Genomic DNA, 22,476 nt, shown 5'->3' on the forward strand with positions numbered 1-22,476 from the left:
AAATATTTTGGAGCGGGCAAAGGGGGTCGAACCCTCGACCTTCTCGTTGGCAACGAGACGCTCTACCACTGAGCTATGCCCGCTTATTTATGAAAGATTATAGATAGCAGTTTTATAATTGCAAGCAATAAGAAATAATATTAATTTAAATATATCTTAATTCATTTAAACCTGCATTAAATTTTAAATTTAATTTTTTTTGATAATTTTCGTCATAAATTTTTCTCCAATCATTTAAAGGACCAAGATGAAAGAAAGGGATTTTTTTTGACTCATTTTTTGAAAGAACAGACTCTAGAAAACCATCTGTTTCCTCAATTTTTTTTAATTTATCAAATGATGAAGATTGTATTGAATTCCTTGCTTTTTGAGGGTCAAACTCAACTTTATTAATTGTTAGTTTATTAATAAATTCAATTATATCTTTAAAGACTCCAAAAGTATCATTAAAAAGATTTTCATATTTAATTAATTTTACCGGTATAATATTTTGTTTAATCCATGATTTATAATTTTTTTCCCAAGAACTAATGAACTGAAAGTCACTATAATTATTCTTACTATAAAAATCATAAATAAATTTATTTTCACTCAGCATAAATTTTAAAGCTTCTTCATTATCTATTTCATAATGATTTTTTAATGATGTAATAACATTTCTTGGATCTCGAACAATATAAATGCACCCAATAGTATTTTTAGAGTTAGTGAATTTATTTTCATTAATTGCCCCTAAAATATTATGAGTTTTAAAAAATCTTAATTTTTTATCTGCATTTATTTTATCTTGAGCACTAATCCAAAATTTTGAAGTATCAGTCACAATCGATGAGTTATAATTAAAATTAGTAAAATATTTTTTTTCTGGAAATTGACCAATTTTCTCTAATAGTTTTTGATTAAATATTCCATCTTCAGAATAGTAATAAGAAGACAATAATGATCTTAACCAAGTATTTCCACTCTTAGGGTATGAGGCTATCCAAAAAATCATGTTTACAAAATAAAAAAATTTATATTTAATAATTTATTGTTCTTTTATAGATTATTTATATAACAATTTAAAAATTCATGAAAATAATTGATTTACCAAAAAAAATCCCAATCTTCCCATTAGGCAATTTTATTATTTTCCCCAAAACAACAGTTCCTCTTAATATTTTTGAACCTAGGTACCTAGATATGATTAACGATAGCATGAAATCAAATAAAATGATTGGCATGATTCAGCCAAAAAACTCCACAGATGACAATAATGTTCAAAATTTACATGAAGTCGGTTGTCTTGGTCAAATAACAAGTTTTAAAAAGATAGAAGACGGGCGATGTTTAATTGAATTGAAAGGACTAGTTAGATTTCAAATTATCAAAGAAATAAAGACTGATCTCAAATATAGAATTTTAGAGGTTGATTTTAATCAATTTATTCATGACTTAAATAATAAAAGTGAAGAATTAAAATTTTCAGATCTCGAAATAATTTTTAAAGATTTAAAAACTTTGTTTGAAAAAAGAGGTTTTATTATAAATTGGAAAGAATTAGAAAAACAAAGTTTAGATGAAATTATTAATGCCCTATCAATGGCTTCGCCTTTTACCCTTGAAGAAAAACAAATTTTATTAGAAGCTATAGACCTTGATTTGAGAAAAAATAAAATAGCTGAAATTTTAAGTACATATACTTATGATATTTACAATAACACAACTCTTCAATAAGTTAAAATATTATTCCTTTATCTGCAATTTTTGTAAAAATATTATTTATAGAGGAATTTTTTCCTACCATTTGGATAGACTTACTTAATATATTATTTTGAGTTTTTCTTTCTAAATTAAATAATTCATGAATTAAATCAATACCATTAGAAAATATAAAATTTCTATGCTTTAACTTATTTTCGAATTCATTATTAACTGAACTATCTAAAGGTAAACCTAGATCTTTTCTATTTTTAATAATTTTTAATAAAGTTTTAACATCTCTAATTGTCATATTAAAACCTTGCCCTGCTAGTGGATGAATTTTGTGCAATAAATCGCCAAACGCTAAAATATTATTATGATAATATGATCTTAAATTAAGTGATTTTAATTCAAACACATTTATTTTTTCAATTTTTTTTATTTTATATTTATAATTATATACTTTAATTAAATCTTCTATGTTTTCTTTCATTTTATGAATTGAATTATGAACTGAATAAACAATCGAGGTAGTATTGTCTGAAATAGGCAAAAAAGCTAAAGGCCCTTTTTTAGTAAAAATTTGAACTGCTGTATCATTTGAAATTTTTTGATGTTTTATAATAGTTGTGTAGGCAAAACTATTATACCTTTTTGTAATTTTTTTATTAAAATATTTATTAGTAACTGAATGATGGTAATTGCAATTAACAATCATTTCATAATTGTTAATAAAAGATAAATCTTTATTTTTTATTTGTTTTTTTTTAAAATATTTATTTTTAGATAAGTCTTTTTTTAAAGCTTGATATAATTCATGATTCTTAATAATAGAAAAAAGTTGTTGATTGTCACCTTCAAAATTAAGTAATTTTTCATTTTTTAAATTATCTGAATATATTTCTATTTTTTTTAATCTCCAAAGATATTTTTTAATGTTAATTATATTCTTATTAAAAAAATCAGTATTACTTTTAGAAATACCAAGTGTTCTAGATTTGATAGAAATTATCTCACTTTTTGGAGCTAAAACATCTACAAAAATTTTTTGATTAACTAAGGCTTTTGCCAAAGTTAAGCTGGAAAGACCATCACCTAATATACAAACTTTCATATAATATTTTTAATTTTAACAATAAAAATTAGATGATACAAAGTGATTAAATTGATTCATTTTTATGAATATTAAAAAAACAGCTGATTTATTACTCAATTTCGCAATTAAAAGACTGGCCGAAATATTTGGTATTATGGTTTTTATATTGGGAGCCTTGTTGTTTCTGGCACTATTAACATATTCACCAGAAGATCCAAATTTCATTTTTCCTGATAATATTGAAATAAAAAATTTATTAGGATTTCAAGGTAGCTTTGTATCTGATTTGTTTTTTCAATCTATAGGCTTAACTGCTTATTTAATTTCACTAACTTATATGATGACTGGTATTAATATATTTAGAATTAAAGAATTTTTTTTAATCATAGAAAATACTTTTTTTGCAACACTTTATTGTATATTTGGTCCTCTTTTTTTTTCCCATTTTTATTCTGAAGGGTTTAATCTTTATATAAATGGTAATGGAGGATTTATTGGTAATTATTTAGATCATACGTTTTTAAATTCATTATTAATAATAAATGAAAATATTTTTTACTATATTTTAATTGTATTTGTCATATTGTTGTTTTTGATAAGTATAAACTTTAATCTTAAAAACTTTATCAAATCAATTAAAAAAATCTTAAATTTATTTTCAAAAAACCAAAATAGTAATTATGCTGATAAAAGTGAAATAATTAGCGAATATATTCCACAGGATGAAATTAAAAATCTTATTCAAGAAGATTTACCTTTTATTAATAGTGAAAATGAAACAAAAAGTAAAATTCAATTTAAATTGCCTAATTTAGATTTGTTAAAAATTCCAAATAAGAAAGAAAGGGGAAATACAAGCACAAGTGAAACTCATGATCCAGAATTTTTAGAAAAAATATTAATGGATTTTGGAGTAAGTGGAAAAATTAAAAAAGTGAGTCATGGACCAGTGGTTACCCTTAATGAGTTTGAACCTGCTGCAGGAGTAAAAGTATCTAAAATAATTAATTTATCAGACGATATAGCGAGAAATACAAGTTCAGAGTCTGCTAGAATTGCAACAATTCCTGGGAGCAACACAGTTGGTATTGAACTTCCAAATAATTCTAGAGAAAATGTTTATCTTAGTGAAATTTTAAACAATTCAGATTTTAAAAAGAGAGAAATAAAGTTACCTATTGCCCTTGGAAAAAACATTTCTGGAAATCCTATTGTTGGAGACTTAACATCCATGCCCCATTTGCTTATTGCTGGTACTACTGGGTCTGGAAAATCAGTTTGTATAAATACAATTATATTATCACTGCTTTATAGACATACTCCAGACAAGTGTAAATTTATTCTAATAGATCCAAAAATGCTTGAGCTCTCTACATATGAAGGAATTCCTCATTTATTGTGCCCTGTGATTACAGAGGCTAAAAAGGCAGCATCAGTTCTTGGATGGGTAGTCAAAGAAATGGAAAGCAGATACAGGTTAATGACCAAAGAAGGTGTTAGAAACATTGATGGATACAACACTAAGCATAAACTTCCAATGCCCTACATAGTAGTAGTAGTTGATGAAATGTCAGACTTAATGCTTGTGGCTGGTAAAGAAATTGAAAATTATATTCAAAAATTGTCACAAATGGCAAGAGCTGCTGGAATCCATATTATTATGGCAACTCAAAGACCAAGTGTTGACGTTATTACGGGTACCATAAAAGCGAATTTTCCAACTAGAATATCTTTCCAGGTTACATCCAAGATAGATAGTAGGACAATTCTTGGAGAGCAAGGAGCTGAACAGTTACTAGGAAAAGGAGATATGCTTTACATGTCATCCGCTAATAGAATTGTTAGAATACATGCACCATTTGTTTCAGATAGTGAAATTGAAAAAATAAATAACTCTCTTAGATCTCAAGCAGAGCCTGATTATATTGATGAAATTTTAAACTTTGCTGATGAAAAAGAAATAGGTGATATTCAAAGCCAAGGAAATAAAGATGAGCTTTATCAATCAGCTTTGGAAATCATTAGATCAGAAGGAAAGGCATCAACTTCATTTCTTCAAAGAAAGCTACAAATTGGTTATAACAGAGCAGCAAGAATAATAGATATGATGGAAGCTGATGGAAATGTTAGTAAAGCTAATCATGTCGGCAAAAGAGAAGTTCTTTAATGTTTAGATATTTTGCTGTTCTTTTTTTTTTGGTTTTAATCACGGATGCAAATGCTGGCAATAAAGAAAAGATCATAGATACTTTAAAAAATACTAATAATTTAAATTTTGATTTTGAGCAAAATATTAATGGTAAAATAGAAAACGGCAATTGTGTAATTGAATACCCAAAAAAAATTTTTTGTGAGTATTCAGGTAATAAAAAAAAAATTATAGTTTCAAATGGTAAATCTTTAGTAATTAAAACAGTTTCAAGCTATTATCGATATCCATTAAAAAAAACACCTCTAAATTTAATTTTAGATAAAAAATTTTTGATAAGTAAAATCTATAATCTAGAAGAAAGAATTGTAGATGAATCTTTTATAAATTTTACAATAATAGAAGATGAAAATGAAATTAATATTTTTTTTGATAATTCAAATTTTAATTTAATTGGCTGGCAAACAAAGGATATATATCAAAATTTAAATATAACTTTTCTTTCATCAGTTAAAACTAATGAAATAATAAATAATAATTTATTTAATCTTCCTTTACAAAACTAAATTATAATTTTTTCTGTTTTAAAAATTTTCATCCCTCTTGCAATATAATTGTTTAATGCATTTTTGTGATCTAAGGTGCAAGTGTGTACCCAAACCCTATTAATATTGTTAACAAAAGATTTTTTTATCGCTTCATGTAATAGGTATGAGCCTAATTTTTTATTTTGATATTCCTCTAATAATCCAAAATATGCTATTTCCACTTCTTTTTTTTCAGAATAAAAAATTAATTCAAAAAAACCTGCAAGATCATTCTTATGTTTAAAAATATAAGTTTTAACTTTTTTATCAGAAACATAATCTATCCATTTACTTTCCAACCAAACCAATCGATCTACCCATCTGTGTTTTTTGCCAATATTTCTATAAAAAAATTTATTTAATTGAAAATTAATTGGATCTAATAAATTGATAGAATAATCTTCAGAAGGTTTGGGGACTTCTTCTAAATCTTGAATAGAGTTTATTTCTAAATAACTTCTTTTAACTTCTTGTGTCACTCAACCATTTTTCCAACTTTTTCACCTCCAAATAAATGGAAATGTAGGTGTGGAACCTCTTGACCACCATGATCACTTATATTCGCTAAGGCTCTATAACCTTTACCTACTTCTGTTGAGATTCCTAGCTTTTTAGCAACAATACCAATCCCCTTTAATAGCCCAACCATTTCCTCAGATGAAGCCTTTGCGCTAAAATCATCTAAATTTATATATTTTCCTTTCGTTATTACTAAAGCATGAATTTTTTTTTGCGGATTTATATCGTGAAATGAAAGAATAAATTCATCTTCATAAATTTTGTTACATGGAATTTCATCTCGTAAAATTTTTGCAAAAATATTGTTGTTATCGTAACTCATTTTTTTCTATTTTCTAGTTCAACCATTACATCTTCAATTTTTACATTGCTAGATTCTAAATACATAAGTAGATGATAAAAAACATCTGCAGCTTCATGAATTTTATTTGTGTCTTCTTCTATCGCTTCAATCAGTTCATCAATTTCTTCTAAAACTTTTGCTTTGCTTAATGATTTATCAGTAAGTAATTTGTTTGTATAAGATCCTTTAACTGGAGTAGTTTTTCTTTCTCTTGCAAGTATAATTAAGTTTTCTAAAGTTTTAAGCATATTAAATTCTAACAGGAATTCCTTTTGAGTCCAAATATTCCTTAGCCTCTTTTATCGAATGTTTTCCATAATGAAATATTGATGCCGCCAACACAGCGCTAGCTTTTCCTAATTTTATACCTTCAACTAAATGGTCTAAACTACCAACACCACCAGATGCAATAACTGGAATATTAACCTTTAAAGATATTTGAGATATTAGATCAATATCATATCCAATCTGTGTACCATCTCTATCCATTGATGTAACTAGTAGCTCTCCTGCTCCACTACCTTCCATTCTTTTTGCAAATTCTATTGCATCAATCTCTGTTTTGTTTCTTCCTCCATGTGTAAATACTTCCCATTTATCAGAATTTTTTTTAGCATCTATTGCAACAACAATGCACTGAGATCCAAATTTTTTTGAGCTTTCTAAAATTACTTCTGGATTTTGAACTGCAGCAGTATTAATTGAAACTTTATCTGCTCCACAATTTAATAATTTATTAATATCATCGACACTTCTAACTCCCCCTCCTACTGTTAATGGAACAAAACACTTCTTAGATGTTTTTTTAACAACTTCATAAATTGTTTCTCTATTTTCATTCGAAGCCGTAATATCTAAAAAACAAATTTCATCAGCGCCACTATCACTATAAATTTTAGCTTGTTCTACTGGATCACCAGCATCTTTGAGATCAACAAAGTTAATTCCCTTTACGACACGACCATTTTTAACGTCTAAGCATGGTATAATTCTATTTTTAAGCATCCATTTCTCTCACTAATTCATCTAATTCAATATCTCCATCGTATATTGCTTTGCCTACTATTATACCTTCAATATTCTTGTTTAAACCCTTTGCTTTTTTAACATCATTTATTGAAGACACTCCACCAGAAATAATCACAGGACAGTTTGCAACATCAGCAACTTTGGATGTTTCCTCAAAATTTGGACTTTGTTTCATTCCATCACGATTAATATCGGTATAAATTAATCTGCTTACCCCATAATCATTTACTTGCTTTAAGAAATCTAGAGTTAATTGATTTGAATTTTCTTTCCATCCAGAGACAGATAAATATCCACCTTTAGCATCTAGCCCTAATGCAATTTGGTTTGGAAATTTTTTACATGCTTCTTTTAAAAAAATTTTATCTTTAATAGCTGCACTTCCTAAAATCACTTTCTCTGCACCAGCAGAGATATATTTTTGAATACTATCAAGGTTTCTAATACCCCCGCCTATTTCAACCTTAAGATCAAATTTTCCAACTATATCTTTAATTATATCTAGATTTACGGTTTCACCAGTTAAGGCTCCATCTAAGTCAACTATATGTAAATTTTTAAAACCGTGATCTTTATATTTACCAGCTTGATCAACTGGAGATATTTCATATTCGGTTTTATTATCAAAGTCTCCTTTAACCAACCTGACACATTTTTTATCTTTAATATCTATTGCAGGAAATATTTTCATTTTATAAGTTTATAAAATTATCGATCATTTTTAGACCAGTTTTATCACTCTTCTCAGGGTGAAATTGGGTTCCAAAGATATTTTCTTTCTCTACAGAGCAAACAATATTTGATGCATAATCTGTTGTTGCTGAAATTACGTTTTTATCTTCTGGAATAAATTCATAACTGTGAACAAAATACATATGAGAATTATTTTCTATGTTTTTAAAAATCTCACTGTCTTTAATAATATTTATTTGGTTCCAGCCAATATGTGGAAGTTTGTATTTGCCTTCTTGATTGTTAATTTTTGATACCTTTCCAGAAATCCAGCCCAATCCTTTTGTTTCTGTTTGCTCATAGCCAGTTTCAGCAAACATTTGTAAACCAACACAAATTCCAAAAAGTGGTTTTTTGTTATTAATTACAAATTCATTTAAAGTATCGACTAAGCCATTTATGCCATTTAAAGCATCAATACAGCTCTTAAACGATCCTTGGCCTGGCAAGACAACCTTATCACTTAATTTAATCTTATTTAGATCTGAAGTTACTTCAATATTTATTTTTTTTTTTGCAACTTCTTTAAAAGAATTTATTACAGAACTTATATTTCCAGAGTTATAGTCAACAATCGTGACATTCATTAAATTTATAAAGAGCCCTTGGTTGATGGAATGCTCTTCTTGTTTCTAGTATCTATTTCTAAAGCTGTTCTTAAAGACCTCGCAAGAGCTTTAAAACATGACTCAATTATATGATGACTGTTATCTCCATAAATATTTTCCATATGCAGTGTTATACCTGCTGACTGAGAAAATGCTTGGAACCATTCTTTAAAAAGTTCTGTATCCATTTCTCCAAGTCTTTCTACCTTTAATTTTACTTTCCAAATCAAGTAAGGCCTATTTGAAACATCAATTGCAACTCTGGTTAATGTTTCGTCCATCGGAATCATTGCGTGAGCATATCTTCTGATTCCTTGATAATTTTTTAATGCTTTTTTTAAAGCTTCACCTATAGCAATTCCTGTATCTTCTGTTGTGTGGTGGAGATCAATATGAGTATCTCCTTTAGCTTTAACTTTTAAATCAATAAGAGAATGCTTTGATAGTTGTTCAAGCATGTGGTCTAAAAAACCAATTCCAGTGTCAATTTTATACAGACCTTTTCCATCAATATTAACCTCAACACTAATACTTGTTTCTTTAGTTTTTCTGGATACTTTTCCTTTTCTAGCCATATGTTTCAAAGGTATACATACATAATCACGCTATATCAATATTAGTATGAACACTTGAAGTATCAAAAATAATTACCATTTATTAAGCATGACAACAATTGTACTGGTTAGAAAAAATAATGAAGTAGTTGTAGCTGGAGATGGCCAAGTAAGTATGGGAAATACTGTAGTTAAAAGTACCGCTTCAAAAATTAGAAAAATTGAAAAAAGAGATGTAGTTGCTGGCTTTGCAGGTTCGACAGCCGATGCACTTACATTGTTTGAGAGATTAGAGGCTAAAATTGAAAAGCATGCAGGTAATTTATCAAGAGCTGCTGTTGAATTAGCAAAAGACTGGCGTACAGATAAATATCTTAGAAGATTAGAAGCGCTGATGGCAATTGGTGACAAAGATAATAGCTATATAATTTCTGGAACAGGGGATGTATTAGAGCCTGAAGGTGATGTAATTGGAATAGGCTCTGGTGGAAACTATGCTTTAGCTGCAGGAAAAGTTTTAATGGAAACTGATAAAAGTGCTGAAGAAATTGCAAAAAAAGCTATTAAAGTTGCTTCAGAAATTTGTGTTTTCACAAATGATAATATTAAGGTTCTTAAAATATAATGGAAAACTCAAACGTAACCCCCTTGGTTCCAAAAGATAAAAAAAATAAAGAGAAAAGTTCTTTGGTAAGTTCATTATCACCAAGAGAAATTGTTTCTGAATTAGATAGATTTGTAGTTGGACAAAACAAAGCTAAAAAAGCTGTTGCTGTAGCTTTAAGGAACAGATGGAGAAGACAGGCTCTCGAAGGTGAAATGAAAAATGAAGTTCTGCCTAAAAATATTTTAATGATTGGACCAACTGGAGTTGGGAAAACTGAAATTTCAAGAAGACTTTCAAAGCTTGCAGAAGCTCCTTTTGTGAAAGTTGAGGCTACAAGATTTACTGAAGTTGGATATGTTGGAAGAGATGTAGAGCAAATAGTCAGAGACCTGATTGAAATAGCTATCTCGATGGAAAAAGTAAAAATGAGAAAAGAAGTTCATGCTCAAGCTCAAAAGTTAGCCGAAGAAAAAGTTTTGGATGCTTTAGTGGGTAAAAAAGCTAGCCTTGCAACTAGAGAAAGTTTTAGAAAAAGACTTCGAAATGGAGACCTTGATAACAATGAAATCGAAATAGCTGTTAATGATACAGGATCAGGCAGCACTTCCTTTGAAATCCCTGGAATGCCTGGAGCAAATGTGGGTATGATTAATATTGGTGAGATGATTGGTAAATCTATGGGAAATAAAGAGATAAAGAAAAAAATGACAGTAAAAGAGTCTCATGAAATTTTAATCAATGATGAGTCTGATAAATTAATTGAACAAGATAAAATTATTAAAGCTGCAAAAATATCTACTGAAAATAATGGAATAGTATTTTTAGATGAGATTGATAAAATTTCAGCAAGAACAGATAGAGTTGGGGGAGATGTTTCTCGTGAAGGTGTTCAAAGAGATTTATTGCCTTTGATTGAAGGAACTACAGTTAACACTAAACATGGCCCTATTAAAACAGACCATATTTTGTTTATTGCATCGGGAGCTTTTCAACTTGCCAAACCCTCTGATTTACTCCCTGAGCTTCAAGGAAGATTGCCTATTAGGGTTGAGCTAGAAGCATTGACAAGTGATGATTTTAAGAGGATTTTAAGAGAACCTGATTTTAGTTTGATCAAACAATATGTGGCTCTTTTAAAAACAGAAAATGTGGAACTTGTATTTTCAGATGATGGTATCGATGCAATTGCAAATATAGCTTCAGAGGTTAATGCAACTGTTGAAAATATAGGTGCAAGAAGACTTCATACTATCATTGAAAAAATTTTAGATGAAATAAGTTTTACAGCAACAGATCGTTCTGGAGAAGAAATAGTTATTAACAAGGAATATATTAATAAAAACTTAGATAACTTAGTTAAAGATACAGATTTATCAAAATTTATTCTTTAAAAAGATTATAGATACCCTAATTCTTTCATTTCCTCTTGTAGTGAATTTTCTAATTCTTTTTTTGTATCTAGAGGTAAAGAATTTTTACCATCATTTTTATTACCAAACTTGAAAAAAGTAACTCTTTTTTTATTATTTGCATTTACAGATTCTGAAAAACCAAATTCTCTTTCTAAATCTTGTAGATATTCAAAACTTGTTGTTTTTAAAATATTATTTATTTTTTTATCATCAATTATTAATTTTAAATTCATTAATTTATAAATAAAATTTAGAATATTTATGAAAGTTTTTTTTTTATCACTTACTAAATCTTCATATTTTACCAATAAATACCGGTTAACTTTTTTTAACTCTTTCCATGAATTATAATTAGAAGACCATGAGCCAATATGCATGGTAGTTTTATTTGCAACATCATTTTCTCCACCAATAATTCTTTTTTCTGTTAATCTATTTTTTGCTTCTTCAGTTGAGATTTGACTATGATTTTGATAAGAATTAACAACATTTCTAGGATCTCTCACAACATATATCGCTCCCAATGTATTTTCTAGATCTGTAAATTTATGACCATTAATATCATGAAGCGCACTGTGTGTTTTTAATAATCTAATTGAATTTCCATCTCTTTTATTAATTTCTTTTTGTGCACTAATATAATTTTTTACTACTTCATTTTCATTGGAGATATCAACACCTAGTTTTTTAAATACATTGTTATCTGGAAATTGTTTAATATTTTTTAATTGATCAAAATCAAAATTTCCATCCTTGGAATACAAATATGCAGACAACATAGATCTTAACAATGTATTTCCACTTTTAGGATATGAGGCTAACCAAATAATCATTATAATTAAAGTGTGTATTTAAATTATAAATACCCTAATTCTAACATTTCTTTTTCAAAAGTTTTTTCAATAATATCTTTTATTTTAGGATCTAAAAGTTGTCTCCAGTCATTTTGAGGACCAAAATTAAAAAATGGTATTTTTTCACCAGTTTTTTTGTTTGTTTTGCTCTCAATAAATCCCTTTTCTTTCTCTAAGTTTTTCATATTTTCAAATGTGGTTGTTTTTAAAACATTATTTAATTTAGCTTGATCAACTGTAAATTTTGACTTGTTTATTTTGAATATAAATTCCAATATTTTCAAAAAAGTTATTTCAGAATTATTAATTAAATCCTCATATTTAATTAATAAATATCTTTGCTGATTTTTAAAAGACTTCCAACTATTATAGTTGCTGTTCCAAGTACCTGTCCAAACTTTACTTCTTTCTCCTAGGTTTTTTTCTGCAGCAAGGTTTCCACCAAAATGCAACTCATTGATCATTGCGTTTGCCGCTTCTTCTGTTGAATAATTTGAAAATTTTGCAAACGAAGTTACAACATTTCTTGGGTCTCTAACTATATAAACTACTCCAAGAGAAGTATTTAAGTTTGTGAAAGGATATTTATCATAAAAGTTAAAAAGATAACTATGAGTTTTCAAAAATTGAACTGAATTTTTGTTATTAAAGGATTCTTGAACTTTAATATAATTTTTAATTACCTCTTTTTCATTTCTAATATCAATACCCAAATTCTCAAACAAAGTAATATTAGGAAATTGCTTGATATTTTTTATTAAGTCAAAATTATAAACTCCATCTTTAGAAAAAAAATATGCTGCAAGCATTGATCTGACAAGAGTATTGCCACTTTTAGGATATGAAGCGAGCCAAACAATCATAATATTAAGCGATATGTTAATTTTATTTTAGTTTCTTTAAGTATATATAAAAAGCACCACTACCACCATCTCTTATATCTGCTTCTCTAAATTCATTAATTTTTTTCATTAAATCTTTATTATTTTTAATAAAATTTGGTACTGAATATTTTAAAATACTCAATTCTTTAGATACAAATGGATCAGTTTCATTTTGAGAGTGTAGACCTTTGCCAGTAACCACAACAAGTTTATTAACACCATCATAATAACCTCTCTCTATGAAATTTTTTATCCTATCATTTGCCTGCTCAAGAGTATATCCATGCAAATCAATAGATCTTTCGATTAATCTTTTTTGTTTAATAAAATTTTTATCCTTATTTGGAAGTTTTTCTTTTTGAGAAAGAAATGTTTCCCAATCTTTTTTATCTTTATCTGAAATTTTATCGCTCAATTACGTTAATGTATTTACTAATTGCCAATTTGGATTATTAGAGTTTGTATCTCTAGAAAAAACCCAAGTATCATAAATTTTTTTAATTTTTTCTGGATCACCAGATACGATATTTTTATTCTTGTCTTTAATACAAGTGATTACCTCAGCAACAAAATTAACTGTCACATTTAAAACATTTCCTATTTTTTTATGTTCTTTTATTTCGGCAGAATTAATACCAACAAAGGTTATCTCGGCAAAATGACCCCTATTACCTCTTTCTTTAAGTGCTTCATTAAATTGATTTAATATTTTATCATCTAAAAGAGGTTTGCTAGTTGTTAATTTATTATCATCATCGCTAAAATCAGTAATAATTGTTTCGTAAGCAATTTTAGCTCCTTTTAAAAATTCTTTTTTAGCCCCATCATCAAATTTGTTATTAGGCTTATAAGCTGTGTTATTTTCAACATTTTTTAAAATTTTCTTAAATTCTGGAGGTGTTTTACCTTCAAATCCAGTTCTTTTACCAAGTATTCCTCTCAATCTAAGAAAAATAAACCCTGCTATCATTGCTAAAAGAATAATATCAATGTACTCAAAACTGTAACTCATATTTATATAGTAATTACTAAGTTGATTAATTTCAACTAGCAATTTAGATTAAAGACAAATGAACTCAATGTTATTATTAATACTGCTAATCCCAGTTATCGAAATTTATCTTTTTATTAAAATTGGATCTCAGATTGGAGCAATTACAACTATTTTATTAATTTTTACAACAGCAATTGTTGGGGTTTATTATGCTAAATATGAGGGTCTTAACACTCTTAAATCTGGGTTCATTCAATTGAGAAAAAATCAAACACCTACTTATGAAGTGATATCAGGTGCAGCAATTGCTTTTGCTGCATTACTATTGATCCTACCGGGCTTTGCGACTGATGTGCTTGGTTTTTTTTTAATTTTTCCAGTTAGTAGAAAATTTATATTAAATAGATTTATTAAAAACTTTAATTATAAGGCGGAGCAAAAAAATAATTTTGTAGAAGGGGAATTTAAAGATATAGAGGACGATGATGACAAAAAAATATAAAATTATTTCCAAATTTATAAAAGATTTATCAAGTGAAACGCCAAATGTTGAAACTTATTTATTTGTAAGAGATAATATTTCTAACTATCAATTAAATATTAATATTACATCTAAAGCACTTAAAAATAAATTAATTGAGATAAATACTACTTTAAAGTTTGAAGATCCCTCAGAAAATACACATAAATCTCATTTTGAAATTGTTTCTGCAACAATAGTTCAGGTTACAAATGAAATAAAAGAAAAAGATGAATTACAAAAAATTATACTATGTGACGTACAAAATGAAATTTATGACGAATTAACAAAAAGTTTTTTAAATTTATTACATAACTCTGGGTATCCAAACATTAAATTTGAGAAAAAAATTGATTTCGAAGAACTGTACAATCAAAAATTTAACTAAAGTAATTTTTCTTTAAACTATTTTTTAAATATTCTTTATGTTTCTTCAACTCCTCAGTAGTTGGAAAAATAATTTTTTTAAAATAATCTACATTAAAATTACTTTTTTCATTAATATTATCATCATGGTTTTGAAAATTTAATGTTGGTTCTTTTTGATCTATTAAATTAATATAAACTTTAGCTAATAAATCACAGTCAATTAATGCAGTATGTTGAGTTCTTTTTGAATTATCAACCCTGTATCTTTTACAAAGCGCATCTAAGCTTACAGGAGACCCAGGAAATTTATCCCTAGCAAGGGTCAGGGTATCCACTATTTCGTTATTCAATTTTTTTTTCCCAAGTATAGAAAGTTCGTTATTTAAATGCGCTAGGTCAAATTCGGCATTATGAATAATAAGTCTTTTATCTTTAATAAAAGTTAAAAATTGCTCTTCAATTTCTTTAAATTTTTTTTGTTTTACCAAAAATTCATCTGTGTATCCATGAACTTCTAGGGCTTTTTCTGATACTTTTCTTTCAGGATTTAAATAACAATGAAATCTATTTTTTGTTGGAATTAAGTTGTCTAACTCTACACAGCCAATCTCGACTATCCTATGGCCTTCTTTGACAGATATACCGGTTGTCTCTGTATCTAAAATTATCTCTTTCATTTATAAAGTTTTCTTAACAATTTTTTTAACAATTTTCTTAACAATTTTCTTAATAGGTTTTTCAGCAAAGCTATTTTTAATTATAAATTTCGATTTTTTTTTTTCATATTGAGGGGTAATTGAATTTTTTTAAATTTATTAAAAAGTTTTTGGTTAAAGTTTTTTCTCTTTTTTAATTTTCTAAGTATATCTAATTTTTTTGACTGAACATAAACTAAAATGTCTTCTTTTTTGTTTATTTTATTTTCAAGTAAAAGAGGTATGTCTAAAACTACAATTTTTTTATTATTGTGTTTTTTAAGAAAAATATTCATTTTTTTTTTTATTTCTGGGTGTACTATTTTAACAATTTTTTTTAAATTTTTGTTATTTGCTAATATTGCGTTAGAAATTTCTATTTTGCTTATTGGGAATGAGTGCAAGTAATTTGGCAAAATTTTTTTTAATCTTTTAAAAATTTTTTTATTTTCTTTATATATTTTACCAACTTCATCATCAGCATTAAATACTGGATAACCAAAAGTTCTGGCAACATAACTTTTACCAGAACCTATATCACCTAAAATTGCTACTCTAATCATTGATCCAAAAGTTTAATTATTTCTTCATTAATCTCTGGTTTAATACCGTGCCACAAATTAAAGGCAACCATGGCTTGATAGATAAACATCATTTTACCATTTTCAGTTTTGTGTCCAAGTTCTTTAGCAGTTTTTAAAAAATTAGTTTCTTTGGGGTTATAGATAACGTCATAAAAAAGTTTGTTTTCGCCAATATTGGTTAGATCTATTTTTATTTTATCCTCTGGGTTTAAACCCAAACTTGTAGCATTTACAATAATATCAAAATCAGGAATTTCACCCCAATTTACTATTTTTAAATTTTTATGTAAATTTCTTAAATTTTCAGCTTTTTCTCTCGTTCTATTGCTTATTATAATTTCAGAAACTTTCATTTTATCTAAAGCAAAAATTATAGATGGCACCACTCCTCCCGAACCTAATATAAAAACTTTTTTATTTCTAAAATTTAGTTCTAATTTTTGTAATGCAAGCCCAAAACCATCAATATCAGTGTTATGTCCTATTATCTTGTTATCCTTTAGAAGAATAGTGTTAACTGATTGGGTGCTTTCAGCTTCTATGCTTAATGCATCTAGATGCGAAATAATAATTTTTTTAAAAGGAACAGTTACATTAACTCCATGAATTTCTTTTTTTCTAATTTTGGAAATTAAGTTTTGAAGATCATCCTCATTTAATTTTTTTTTTTCATAAATTGCATTAATATTATTATTTTTAATCCAGTAATTGTGTAATTGGGGTGATAATGAGTGCTCAATAGGATTTCCAATTACTAAATAATTTTTCATTGTATTTTTTCTAAATATTCTTTAATTTTTTTAATCGGCAAACCCATTATTGTGTCTTTGTCTCCAGTAATTTTAAGAAATAAATCTCTTCCTTTTCCTTCAATTTGATAAACATTATAGGCATATAATGCTTCATCTGTAATTTTTGATAAATATGCTATTAAATCTTTATCTGTAAAATTTCTCATTGTTAATGAGGCTTTATCTGTATAATTCCAAATCATTGAGCCATTTTTTGAAATACAAACTGAGCTTATTAAGTGATGCATTTTACCATTAAGTTTTTTTAAAATAATTAATGCTTCTTCTCTATTTTCTGGTTTTGAAATTAATTCTCCTTCTAAATCAATAACACTATCGGCACCTAACACAATTTCGTTTTTTGTTGCCGAACTGACTTTATTTGCTTTTAATTTTGCCAAATATTGTGAAATAATCTCTGGTGATGCACTTTCTTTAATCAAACTTTTTTTAATATCATCCTCATCAACATTAGACGGTTTAACAGTGCTTGGTATATTGTTTTTATCTAATATTTCTTTTCTCACTTTGCTTTTTGAAGCAAGTATAATTTTACTTAACATTGTTTGTGTATATTTCGTGTATTTTTATTATTGAAGCTGCGGTTTCTTCAACAGATTTTCTTGTTACATCAATTGATGGCCACTTATATTTTTGAAAAGTTTTTTTAGCGTCTGCAATTTCTTTTTTAATATTTTCTATACTTGTGTAATTTTTGTTTTCGGTTTCTTTTAATGAATTCATTCTATTTTTTCTTATATCTACTAATCTTTGGGGCTCTGTATTAAGTCCAACAACACAAGTTAAGCTTGGGTTTTTTTTAAGCTTTTCTGGTAAAGAATTTTCATTTATTAATGGAATATTTGATGTTTTAAATCCTTTGTTGGCTAAATAAATTGATGTTGGGGTTTTGCTGGTTCTGCTTACTCCTACTAGAACAATGTCTGATTTTTCTATATCATTTATTAAATTTCCATCATCATGGTTCATTGTAAATTGAATAGCCTCTATTCTGTCATAATATTCTTCATTTAGAACGTGCTGTCCGCTTGGTTCATGGGATGCTTTTTGATTAAGTATTTTAGAAAAATTTAAAATTAAATTTCCTAGTACACCAAAACAAGGTATATTTTTTTCATCACTAACATTTGCCAAATATTTTGCTAAATTATTATCTACAATTGTATAAAGGATTACCGCATTCGCATTATTCTTGGCGTCCTCTAGAATTTTCAAAATTTGATTTTCTGTTCTTGTAAAAGAGTAAGAATGAACTTTATATTCAATATTTTTAAATTGTGCTTTTAGAGCCAAAAAAATTCTATCTAACGTTTCACCAGTTGAGTCAGAAATTAAATAAATTTGATATGTATTACTCATGAATAATTTGTTAATAATTTTGTATTATTTTAATAATTTTACATAATTTAGATATTTTTTAATAATCATTGTAAAACAAGGGTTTTATCAACAAAAATAGACAGCACCAATAAATAATACATTAAACTTGATAAAGTTAAAAAAAGCTACATTTTAAACAATATTAATAAATTTAAGATGTTATTAAACTGTTAATATAATGTTAATAAATATTAATCATCGTTATTCACAATACATAATACTAATACAATAATTATATATATTATTTTAATATGACACCACTCCACGAAGTAATAATTAATAAAAAAACTAAAATAAATCCAATATGGATAATGCGACAAGCTGGAAGATACTTGCCAGAATTTAGAGAAATAAGAAGATTAAATCCAAATTTCATAAACTTATGTTTAAACGAGAGCTTATCTGCAGAAATAACATTGCAACCATTAAAAAGATTTGATTTTGACGCCGCTATAATATTTTCAGATATATTAATGTTGCCATATGGTTTAAATCAAAAAGTTGAGTTTAAAAAAAACTTTGGACCAATTTTAGAAAATCTAAATATTAAAAATATGTCTAAGTTAGACGAAATAGATTTCGTTAAAAAAATTTACCCAGTTTATAAAGCAATTAAAAAAGTTAGTGATAATAGTCTTGTTAAAAACAAAAACACAATAGGTTTCGTAGGTGCCCCTTGGACACTATTGGTTTATATGATTAATTTACAATCACCTAAAAGAAATTTAAAAAAAGATTTTTTTGATGATAAATTTTTAATTAATAGAATTTTATTAATTTTAGAAAAATTTTTAAAAATACACATTAAAAATCAAATTGAAAATGGCGCAAATATAATACAAATATTTGATAGTTGGGCAGGATTACTTGATGAAAAAGATTTACCGAATTATATTTATACACCAACTTTAAATTTAGTAGATTTCACAAAAAAATTAGGTGTTCCTGTAATTTGCTTTCCTAGAGAAATTAAAAATTATAAAGAATTTTGTGAAATTGTTAAACCAGATGCGATTGGTATTGACTATAATATTGACCCAAAGAAAATTATTAATGGTATTCAAATACCAGTCCAAGGTGGACTTAACCCTAAAATTCTACTTACTGATAAGGAAACAATAAAAAAAGAGGCTATTAAATATTTAGATTTATTTAAAGATCATCCATATATATTTAACCTTGGGCACGGTGTCTTACCAGAAACTAATCCAGAAATGGTAGATTATTTGGTTAAAACTGTAAAAAGTTATTAATGAGAAAAGCAGTTATTTTATTTAACCTCGGTGGACCCGATAAACTAAATAACGTGGAGCCGTTTTTATTTAATTTATTTAATGATCCTGCAATTCTTAATTTACCAGGTTTTTTAAGATACCCGCTTGCCAAATTAATCTCTAATAGGAGAGCCCCAACTGCAAAAAAAATTTATCAAGAACTTGGTGGATCTTCTCCAATTTTGAAATTGACAGAGGAACAATCAAAAGCACTTGAACATAAGCTTAATAATGAAGATGATAATTCAGAATACAAATCTTTTATTGTTATGAGGTGTTGGAACCCAAGAGCAGAAGAGGTAGTAAAACAAGTTAAAAATTTTGGTCCAGATGAAGTCATATTAATGCCTTTGTACCCACAATACTCTGCTGCAACATCGGGCTCATCTATAAAAGAATGGAAAGATGTGTGTAAAAAAAATAATTTTGAGGTAAAAACAAGTACAATTTGTTGTTACCCAACAGATAAAAACTTTATTTTAGCCCATAGAAGTGAAATAATAAAAAAAATAGATAGTTTAACAAATTTTAAATTAATTTTTTCCGCTCATGGTTTGCCAGAAAAAAATGTTAGAAAAGGTGACCCTTATCAATGGCAAGTGGAACAAACAGTTAAAGAAGTTGTAAAATCTTTAAATGTTAAAAATTTAGATTGGATATTAAGTTATCAAAGTCGTGTTGGACCACTTAAATGGATTGGTCCATCAACAGACGACATTATTATTAAAAACTCAAAATTAGGTAAACACATTGTTTTGGTTCCCATTGCTTTTGTTTCAGAGCACTCTGAAACTTTAGTTGAGTTGGATATAGAATATAAAGAGCTTGCTGATAAAAATGGATGTAAAAATTATACAAGGGTTCCTGCACTAGGCACAAATGAAAATTTTATAAAAGCTATGTCAGATTTAATTATTAAAAAAGAGGAATATAATTTTAACAATAAACTTTATCCTCCCAAAATTCACTGTCCTAATAATTTTAAAAAATGTCCATGTTTAAATTATGAATAGTTATTTATTAATCAAAAGTTTACATTTAATAGCTGTTGTTAGTTGGATGGCAGGTCTTTTATATCTTCCAAGAATTTTTGTTTATCATGTAGAGAATAAAAAAAAAAGAAGCAACTGATATATTTGAGGTTATGGAAAAAAAACTTTTTTTTTACATTATGCGCCCAGCAATGATTTTTACATGGATCTTCGGTCTGATCTTAATTTATCTAAACGGAATAGAAATATTTTCTCAATTATGGATGCAAATAAAAATAGTTTTAATAATTTTGTTATCAGCCTATAATGATTATCTAGGAAAATGCCTTACATCATTAAAAAACAATACAAACACAAGATCTTCTAAATTTTTTAGAATAATAAATGAAATACCCACAATAATGTTAATTTTGATAGTATTTCTTGTAATTTTTAAGCCAATCTAAGGTTGAAATGTCATTTTTAGTATATATATTACTCTAATCTACTAAGTCCCTAAATTTATCCAATCATGAATATCCAAGAATTAAAATTAAAATCCTCCGAACAACTTATTACACAAGCCGAAGAGCTTGGAATTGAAAATGCTAGCACATTAAGAAAACAAGAAATTCTTTTTGCTATTTTAAAAAAAGTTGCAGAAAAAGAAGAAATAACAGGAGCAGGAGTTTTACAGTTATTACAAGATGGATTTGGTTTTTTAAGAGCAATGGAATCTAATTATTTACCAGGACCTGATGATATTTATGTTAGCCCAAGTCAAATTAGAAAGTTTGGGTTAAGAACTGGCGACACAGTTGAGGGACCCGTTAGAGCCCCCAAAGAAGGTGAAAGATATTTTGCTTTACTTCAAGTTAGTAAAATTAATTTTGAAGAACCAGAAAAAGCAAGACACAAAATCGCATTTGATAATTTAACTCCACTTTACCCCGATCAACAAATGGTAATGGAAGTGGAGACAACAAAAATTGAAAAAAAACCAGATTTAACACCTAGATTAATTGACCTTGTTAGTCCAATAGGAAAAGGTCAAAGATCAATTATTATTTCACCACCTAAAGCGGGTAAGACAATGATCTTACAAAGTATAGCAAATTCAATTGCTAAAAATTATCCAAAAAGTTATTTAATGGTTTTGTTGATTGATGAAAGACCAGAAGAAGTTACTGACATGCAGAGAACAGTTAAAGGTGAAGTAATTAGTTCAACTTTTGATGAACCTGCACAACGACATGTGGCTGTAGCAGAGATGGTTATTGAAAAAGCAAAAAGATTAACGGAGCATAAAAAAGATGTAGTTATTTTACTAGACTCGATAACAAGATTGGGTAGAGCTTATAATGCTGTGATACCAAGTTCAGGGAAAGTTTTAACAGGTGGAGTTGATGCGAATGCTCTTCAAAGACCAAAAAGATTTTTTGGTGCAGCAAGAAATATTGAAGAAGGTGGATCTTTAACTATTATTTCAACAGCTTTAATTGATACTGGTAGCAGAATGGACGAAGTAATTTTTGAGGAATTCAAAGGAACAGGAAATAGTGAAACAGTTCTCGATAGAAAAATTGCTGATAAAAGGATTTACCCAGCAATTGATATTACAAAATCAGGAACAAGAAGAGAAGAACTGTTATTCGATAAAAATGACCTTCAAAAAATGAATGTTCTTAGAAGAATAATAGCACCAATGGGCACTATGGATGCTATTGAATTTATAAATTCAAAATTAAAAGATACTAAAAATAATGCTGAGTTTTTTAACTCAATGAATAAACCTGCCTAAATATTTAAATTCTTTCTAA

28 protein-coding genes, 1 tRNA gene and 1 pseudogene are annotated in these 22,476 nt (G+C 27.3%); 11 read left to right on the forward strand and 19 right to left on the reverse strand.

Annotated elements, in window-relative coordinates; translation table 11 throughout:
• Nucleotides 1–8 precede the first annotated feature (8 nt).
• Together ACIJYE_RS06825 and ACIJYE_RS06830 are read right to left on the reverse strand one after the other, a co-directional pair.
• Nucleotides 9–83: transfer RNA gene (locus ACIJYE_RS06825), tRNA-Gly, on the reverse strand.
• 62 nt (nucleotides 84–145) lie between these two features.
• Complete coding sequence (locus ACIJYE_RS06830; protein ID WP_435090191.1) at nucleotides 146–994, reverse strand: sulfotransferase domain-containing protein; 849 nt, start codon at nucleotides 992–994, stop codon at nucleotides 146–148.
• Nucleotides 995–1,071: 77 nt separating this feature from the next.
• On the opposite strand from ACIJYE_RS06830, the gene ACIJYE_RS06835 reads away from it, so the two are divergent.
• Nucleotides 1,072–1,716, forward strand: a complete 645-nt coding sequence (locus ACIJYE_RS06835) for an LON peptidase substrate-binding domain-containing protein (RefSeq protein ID WP_435090192.1) — start codon at nucleotides 1,072–1,074, stop codon at nucleotides 1,714–1,716.
• Between the two features lies 1 nt (nucleotide 1,717).
• Here ACIJYE_RS06835 and ACIJYE_RS06840 read toward each other — a convergent pair whose 3' ends face one another.
• A complete protein-coding gene (locus tag ACIJYE_RS06840) occupies nucleotides 1,718–2,797 on the reverse strand; it encodes an FAD-dependent monooxygenase (RefSeq protein WP_435090194.1) in 1,080 nt (359 codons plus the stop codon).
• A 64-nt stretch (nucleotides 2,798–2,861) separates the two neighbouring features.
• On the opposite strand from ACIJYE_RS06840, the gene ACIJYE_RS06845 reads away from it, so the two are divergent.
• Nucleotides 2,862–4,946: a DNA translocase FtsK 4TM domain-containing protein gene (locus ACIJYE_RS06845; protein WP_435090196.1), complete on the forward strand. Its 2,085-nt coding sequence runs from the start codon at nucleotides 2,862–2,864 to the stop codon at nucleotides 4,944–4,946.
• Nucleotides 4,946–5,494 carry a LolA family protein gene (locus tag ACIJYE_RS06850; protein WP_435090197.1) on the forward strand — a complete coding sequence of 183 codons (549 nt, stop codon included), beginning with the start codon at nucleotides 4,946–4,948 and terminating at the stop codon, nucleotides 5,492–5,494. Before ACIJYE_RS06845 ends, ACIJYE_RS06850 begins: the two co-directional genes overlap by 1 nt.
• Here the strand turns inward: ACIJYE_RS06850 and ACIJYE_RS06855 are convergent.
• The 7 genes from ACIJYE_RS06855 to hisB are packed head-to-tail and all read right to left on the reverse strand — an operon-like array spanning nucleotide 5,491 to nucleotide 9,321.
• Nucleotides 5,491–5,994 (reverse strand): GNAT family N-acetyltransferase, encoded by a 504-nt coding sequence (locus tag ACIJYE_RS06855; RefSeq protein ID WP_435090198.1) that lies wholly within the window; start codon nucleotides 5,992–5,994, stop codon nucleotides 5,491–5,493. The two genes, ACIJYE_RS06850 and ACIJYE_RS06855, sit on opposite strands and share 4 nt — an antisense overlap.
• Nucleotides 5,991–6,356, reverse strand: a complete 366-nt coding sequence (locus ACIJYE_RS06860) for an HIT domain-containing protein (RefSeq protein ID WP_435090200.1) — start codon at nucleotides 6,354–6,356, stop codon at nucleotides 5,991–5,993. Before ACIJYE_RS06860 ends, ACIJYE_RS06855 begins: the two co-directional genes overlap by 4 nt.
• Entirely contained in the window at nucleotides 6,353–6,625 is a 273-nt protein-coding gene (gene hisE, locus ACIJYE_RS06865) for a phosphoribosyl-ATP diphosphatase (RefSeq protein ID WP_435090202.1), read from the reverse strand. Before hisE ends, ACIJYE_RS06860 begins: the two co-directional genes overlap by 4 nt.
• Before the next feature lies 1 nt (nucleotide 6,626).
• Complete coding sequence (gene hisF / locus ACIJYE_RS06870) at nucleotides 6,627–7,382, reverse strand: imidazole glycerol phosphate synthase subunit HisF (RefSeq protein ID WP_435090204.1); 756 nt, start codon at nucleotides 7,380–7,382, stop codon at nucleotides 6,627–6,629.
• Nucleotides 7,375–8,097, reverse strand: a complete 723-nt coding sequence (gene hisA, locus ACIJYE_RS06875; RefSeq protein WP_435090205.1) for a 1-(5-phosphoribosyl)-5-[(5-phosphoribosylamino)methylideneamino]imidazole-4-carboxamide isomerase — start codon at nucleotides 8,095–8,097, stop codon at nucleotides 7,375–7,377. Before hisA ends, hisF begins: the two co-directional genes overlap by 8 nt.
• A gap of 1 nt (nucleotide 8,098) precedes the next feature.
• A complete protein-coding gene (hisH, locus tag ACIJYE_RS06880) occupies nucleotides 8,099–8,725 on the reverse strand; it encodes an imidazole glycerol phosphate synthase subunit HisH (protein WP_435090206.1) in 627 nt (208 codons plus the stop codon).
• A 5-nt stretch (nucleotides 8,726–8,730) separates the two neighbouring features.
• Nucleotides 8,731–9,321: an imidazoleglycerol-phosphate dehydratase HisB gene (gene hisB, locus ACIJYE_RS06885; protein ID WP_435090207.1), complete on the reverse strand. Its 591-nt coding sequence runs from the start codon at nucleotides 9,319–9,321 to the stop codon at nucleotides 8,731–8,733.
• A gap of 88 nt (nucleotides 9,322–9,409) precedes the next feature.
• Here hisB and hslV point away from each other — a divergent pair, with 88 nt between their 5' ends.
• Complete coding sequence (hslV, locus tag ACIJYE_RS06890; RefSeq protein ID WP_023649225.1) at nucleotides 9,410–9,925, forward strand: ATP-dependent protease subunit HslV; 516 nt, start codon at nucleotides 9,410–9,412, stop codon at nucleotides 9,923–9,925.
• Complete coding sequence (gene hslU, locus ACIJYE_RS06895; RefSeq protein ID WP_435090209.1) at nucleotides 9,925–11,298, forward strand: ATP-dependent protease ATPase subunit HslU; 1,374 nt, start codon at nucleotides 9,925–9,927, stop codon at nucleotides 11,296–11,298. Before hslV ends, hslU begins: the two co-directional genes overlap by 1 nt.
• 5 nt (nucleotides 11,299–11,303) lie before the next feature.
• Here hslU and ACIJYE_RS06900 read toward each other — a convergent pair whose 3' ends face one another.
• Genes ACIJYE_RS06900 through ACIJYE_RS06915 form a run of 4 tightly spaced genes read right to left on the reverse strand, consistent with a single transcriptional unit; the run spans nucleotide 11,304 to nucleotide 14,069 of the window.
• Entirely contained in the window at nucleotides 11,304–12,152 is an 849-nt protein-coding gene (locus tag ACIJYE_RS06900; protein ID WP_435090211.1) for a sulfotransferase domain-containing protein, read from the reverse strand.
• 23 nt (nucleotides 12,153–12,175) lie between these two features.
• The gene (locus ACIJYE_RS06905; RefSeq protein WP_435090212.1) at nucleotides 12,176–13,036 is read right to left on the reverse strand and encodes a sulfotransferase domain-containing protein; all 861 of its coding nucleotides are present in this window, start codon (nucleotides 13,034–13,036) and stop codon (nucleotides 12,176–12,178) included.
• A 22-nt stretch (nucleotides 13,037–13,058) separates the two neighbouring features.
• Nucleotides 13,059–13,472 (reverse strand): Smr/MutS family protein, encoded by a 414-nt coding sequence (locus tag ACIJYE_RS06910; RefSeq protein WP_435090213.1) that lies wholly within the window; start codon nucleotides 13,470–13,472, stop codon nucleotides 13,059–13,061.
• A complete protein-coding gene (locus ACIJYE_RS06915) occupies nucleotides 13,473–14,069 on the reverse strand; it encodes a Tim44/TimA family putative adaptor protein (protein ID WP_435090214.1) in 597 nt (198 codons plus the stop codon). It lies immediately after the preceding gene.
• Nucleotides 14,070–14,136: 67 nt separating this feature from the next.
• Here ACIJYE_RS06915 and ACIJYE_RS06920 point away from each other — a divergent pair, with 67 nt between their 5' ends.
• A complete protein-coding gene (locus ACIJYE_RS06920) occupies nucleotides 14,137–14,553 on the forward strand; it encodes an FxsA family protein (protein ID WP_435090215.1) in 417 nt (138 codons plus the stop codon).
• Nucleotides 14,537–14,959 (forward strand): protein-export chaperone SecB, encoded by a 423-nt coding sequence (locus ACIJYE_RS06925; RefSeq protein WP_435090217.1) that lies wholly within the window; start codon nucleotides 14,537–14,539, stop codon nucleotides 14,957–14,959. The genes ACIJYE_RS06920 and ACIJYE_RS06925 overlap by 17 nt, the downstream gene beginning before the upstream one ends.
• Here ACIJYE_RS06925 and dnaQ read toward each other — a convergent pair.
• The 5 genes from dnaQ to ACIJYE_RS06950 all read right to left on the reverse strand — a co-directional run bounded on the left by dnaQ (nucleotide 14,952) and on the right by ACIJYE_RS06950 (nucleotide 18,390).
• Complete coding sequence (gene dnaQ, locus ACIJYE_RS06930) at nucleotides 14,952–15,617, reverse strand: DNA polymerase III subunit epsilon (RefSeq protein ID WP_435090218.1); 666 nt, start codon at nucleotides 15,615–15,617, stop codon at nucleotides 14,952–14,954. The genes ACIJYE_RS06925 and dnaQ overlap by 8 nt on opposite strands.
• A gap of 80 nt (nucleotides 15,618–15,697) precedes the next feature.
• On the reverse strand, nucleotides 15,698–16,198 hold the full coding sequence (locus tag ACIJYE_RS06935; RefSeq protein ID WP_435090220.1) for a dephospho-CoA kinase: 501 nt from the start codon (nucleotides 16,196–16,198) through the stop codon (nucleotides 15,698–15,700).
• Nucleotides 16,195–16,989 carry a shikimate dehydrogenase gene (gene aroE / locus ACIJYE_RS06940; protein ID WP_435090221.1) on the reverse strand — a complete coding sequence of 265 codons (795 nt, stop codon included), beginning with the start codon at nucleotides 16,987–16,989 and terminating at the stop codon, nucleotides 16,195–16,197. The genes ACIJYE_RS06935 and aroE overlap by 4 nt, the downstream gene beginning before the upstream one ends.
• On the reverse strand, nucleotides 16,986–17,573 hold the full coding sequence (locus ACIJYE_RS06945; RefSeq protein WP_435090223.1) for a Maf family protein: 588 nt from the start codon (nucleotides 17,571–17,573) through the stop codon (nucleotides 16,986–16,988). Before ACIJYE_RS06945 ends, aroE begins: the two co-directional genes overlap by 4 nt.
• A complete protein-coding gene (locus ACIJYE_RS06950; RefSeq protein WP_435090225.1) occupies nucleotides 17,563–18,390 on the reverse strand; it encodes a pyruvate, water dikinase regulatory protein in 828 nt (275 codons plus the stop codon). Before ACIJYE_RS06950 ends, ACIJYE_RS06945 begins: the two co-directional genes overlap by 11 nt.
• 272 nt (nucleotides 18,391–18,662) lie before the next feature.
• Between ACIJYE_RS06950 and hemE the strand changes: the two genes are divergently transcribed.
• From hemE to rho, 4 genes and pseudogenes are all read left to right on the forward strand, one after another.
• A complete protein-coding gene (gene hemE, locus ACIJYE_RS06955) occupies nucleotides 18,663–19,664 on the forward strand; it encodes a uroporphyrinogen decarboxylase (protein WP_435090226.1) in 1,002 nt (333 codons plus the stop codon).
• Nucleotides 19,664–20,698 carry a ferrochelatase gene (gene hemH, locus ACIJYE_RS06960; protein WP_435090228.1) on the forward strand — a complete coding sequence of 345 codons (1,035 nt, stop codon included), beginning with the start codon at nucleotides 19,664–19,666 and terminating at the stop codon, nucleotides 20,696–20,698. Before hemE ends, hemH begins: the two co-directional genes overlap by 1 nt.
• Nucleotides 20,691–21,123, forward strand: a pseudogene (gene hemJ / locus ACIJYE_RS06965) (protoporphyrinogen oxidase HemJ). Before hemH ends, hemJ begins: the two are co-directional and overlap by 8 nt.
• A gap of 65 nt (nucleotides 21,124–21,188) precedes the next feature.
• A complete protein-coding gene (gene rho / locus ACIJYE_RS06970) occupies nucleotides 21,189–22,457 on the forward strand; it encodes a transcription termination factor Rho (protein WP_435085929.1) in 1,269 nt (422 codons plus the stop codon).
• Nucleotides 22,458–22,476: the final 19 nt, after the last annotated feature.

Source organism: Candidatus Pelagibacter bacterium nBUS_30 (assembly GCF_051201245.1).
GTDB lineage: Bacteria > Pseudomonadota > Alphaproteobacteria > Pelagibacterales > Pelagibacteraceae > Pelagibacter.

What these genes read in the sequence shown, in the direction of transcription:
- ACIJYE_RS06835 (WP_435090192.1), top strand. Translation starts at nt 1,072, where the DNA reads ATGAAAATAATTGATTTACCAAAAAAAATCCCAATCTTCCCATTAGGC.
- ACIJYE_RS06950 (WP_435090225.1), bottom strand. Translation starts at nt 18,390, where the DNA reads ATGAGTAATACATATCAAATTTATTTAATTTCTGACTCAACTGGTGAA.
- aroE (WP_435090221.1), bottom strand. Translation starts at nt 16,989, where the DNA reads ATGAAAAATTATTTAGTAATTGGAAATCCTATTGAGCACTCATTATCA.
- hisH (WP_435090206.1), bottom strand. Translation starts at nt 8,725, where the DNA reads ATGAATGTCACGATTGTTGACTATAACTCTGGAAATATAAGTTCTGTA.
- ACIJYE_RS06900 (WP_435090211.1), bottom strand. Translation starts at nt 12,152, where the DNA reads ATGATTATTTGGTTAGCCTCATATCCTAAAAGTGGAAATACATTGTTA.
- hslU (WP_435090209.1), top strand. Translation starts at nt 9,925, where the DNA reads ATGGAAAACTCAAACGTAACCCCCTTGGTTCCAAAAGATAAAAAAAAT.
- ACIJYE_RS06850 (WP_435090197.1), top strand. Translation starts at nt 4,946, where the DNA reads ATGTTTAGATATTTTGCTGTTCTTTTTTTTTTGGTTTTAATCACGGAT.
- ACIJYE_RS06915 (WP_435090214.1), bottom strand. Translation starts at nt 14,069, where the DNA reads ATGAGTTACAGTTTTGAGTACATTGATATTATTCTTTTAGCAATGATA.
- hisE (WP_435090202.1), bottom strand. Translation starts at nt 6,625, where the DNA reads ATGCTTAAAACTTTAGAAAACTTAATTATACTTGCAAGAGAAAGAAAA.
- ACIJYE_RS06840 (WP_435090194.1), bottom strand. Translation starts at nt 2,797, where the DNA reads ATGAAAGTTTGTATATTAGGTGATGGTCTTTCCAGCTTAACTTTGGCA.
- ACIJYE_RS06935 (WP_435090220.1), bottom strand. Translation starts at nt 16,198, where the DNA reads ATGATTAGAGTAGCAATTTTAGGTGATATAGGTTCTGGTAAAAGTTAT.
- ACIJYE_RS06945 (WP_435090223.1), bottom strand. Translation starts at nt 17,573, where the DNA reads ATGTTAAGTAAAATTATACTTGCTTCAAAAAGCAAAGTGAGAAAAGAA.
- hisA (WP_435090205.1), bottom strand. Translation starts at nt 8,097, where the DNA reads ATGAAAATATTTCCTGCAATAGATATTAAAGATAAAAAATGTGTCAGG.
- hemE (WP_435090226.1), top strand. Translation starts at nt 18,663, where the DNA reads ATGACACCACTCCACGAAGTAATAATTAATAAAAAAACTAAAATAAAT.
- ACIJYE_RS06905 (WP_435090212.1), bottom strand. Translation starts at nt 13,036, where the DNA reads ATGATTGTTTGGCTCGCTTCATATCCTAAAAGTGGCAATACTCTTGTC.
- ACIJYE_RS06860 (WP_435090200.1), bottom strand. Translation starts at nt 6,356, where the DNA reads ATGAGTTACGATAACAACAATATTTTTGCAAAAATTTTACGAGATGAA.
- ACIJYE_RS06925 (WP_435090217.1), top strand. Translation starts at nt 14,537, where the DNA reads ATGACAAAAAAATATAAAATTATTTCCAAATTTATAAAAGATTTATCA.
- hisF (WP_435090204.1), bottom strand. Translation starts at nt 7,382, where the DNA reads ATGCTTAAAAATAGAATTATACCATGCTTAGACGTTAAAAATGGTCGT.
- hemH (WP_435090228.1), top strand. Translation starts at nt 19,664, where the DNA reads ATGAGAAAAGCAGTTATTTTATTTAACCTCGGTGGACCCGATAAACTA.
- dnaQ (WP_435090218.1), bottom strand. Translation starts at nt 15,617, where the DNA reads ATGAAAGAGATAATTTTAGATACAGAGACAACCGGTATATCTGTCAAA.
- ACIJYE_RS06830 (WP_435090191.1), bottom strand. Translation starts at nt 994, where the DNA reads ATGATTTTTTGGATAGCCTCATACCCTAAGAGTGGAAATACTTGGTTA.
- ACIJYE_RS06920 (WP_435090215.1), top strand. Translation starts at nt 14,137, where the DNA reads ATGTTATTATTAATACTGCTAATCCCAGTTATCGAAATTTATCTTTTT.
- hisB (WP_435090207.1), bottom strand. Translation starts at nt 9,321, where the DNA reads ATGGCTAGAAAAGGAAAAGTATCCAGAAAAACTAAAGAAACAAGTATT.
- hslV (WP_023649225.1), top strand. Translation starts at nt 9,410, where the DNA reads ATGACAACAATTGTACTGGTTAGAAAAAATAATGAAGTAGTTGTAGCT.
- ACIJYE_RS06845 (WP_435090196.1), top strand. Translation starts at nt 2,862, where the DNA reads ATGAATATTAAAAAAACAGCTGATTTATTACTCAATTTCGCAATTAAA.
- rho (WP_435085929.1), top strand. Translation starts at nt 21,189, where the DNA reads ATGAATATCCAAGAATTAAAATTAAAATCCTCCGAACAACTTATTACA.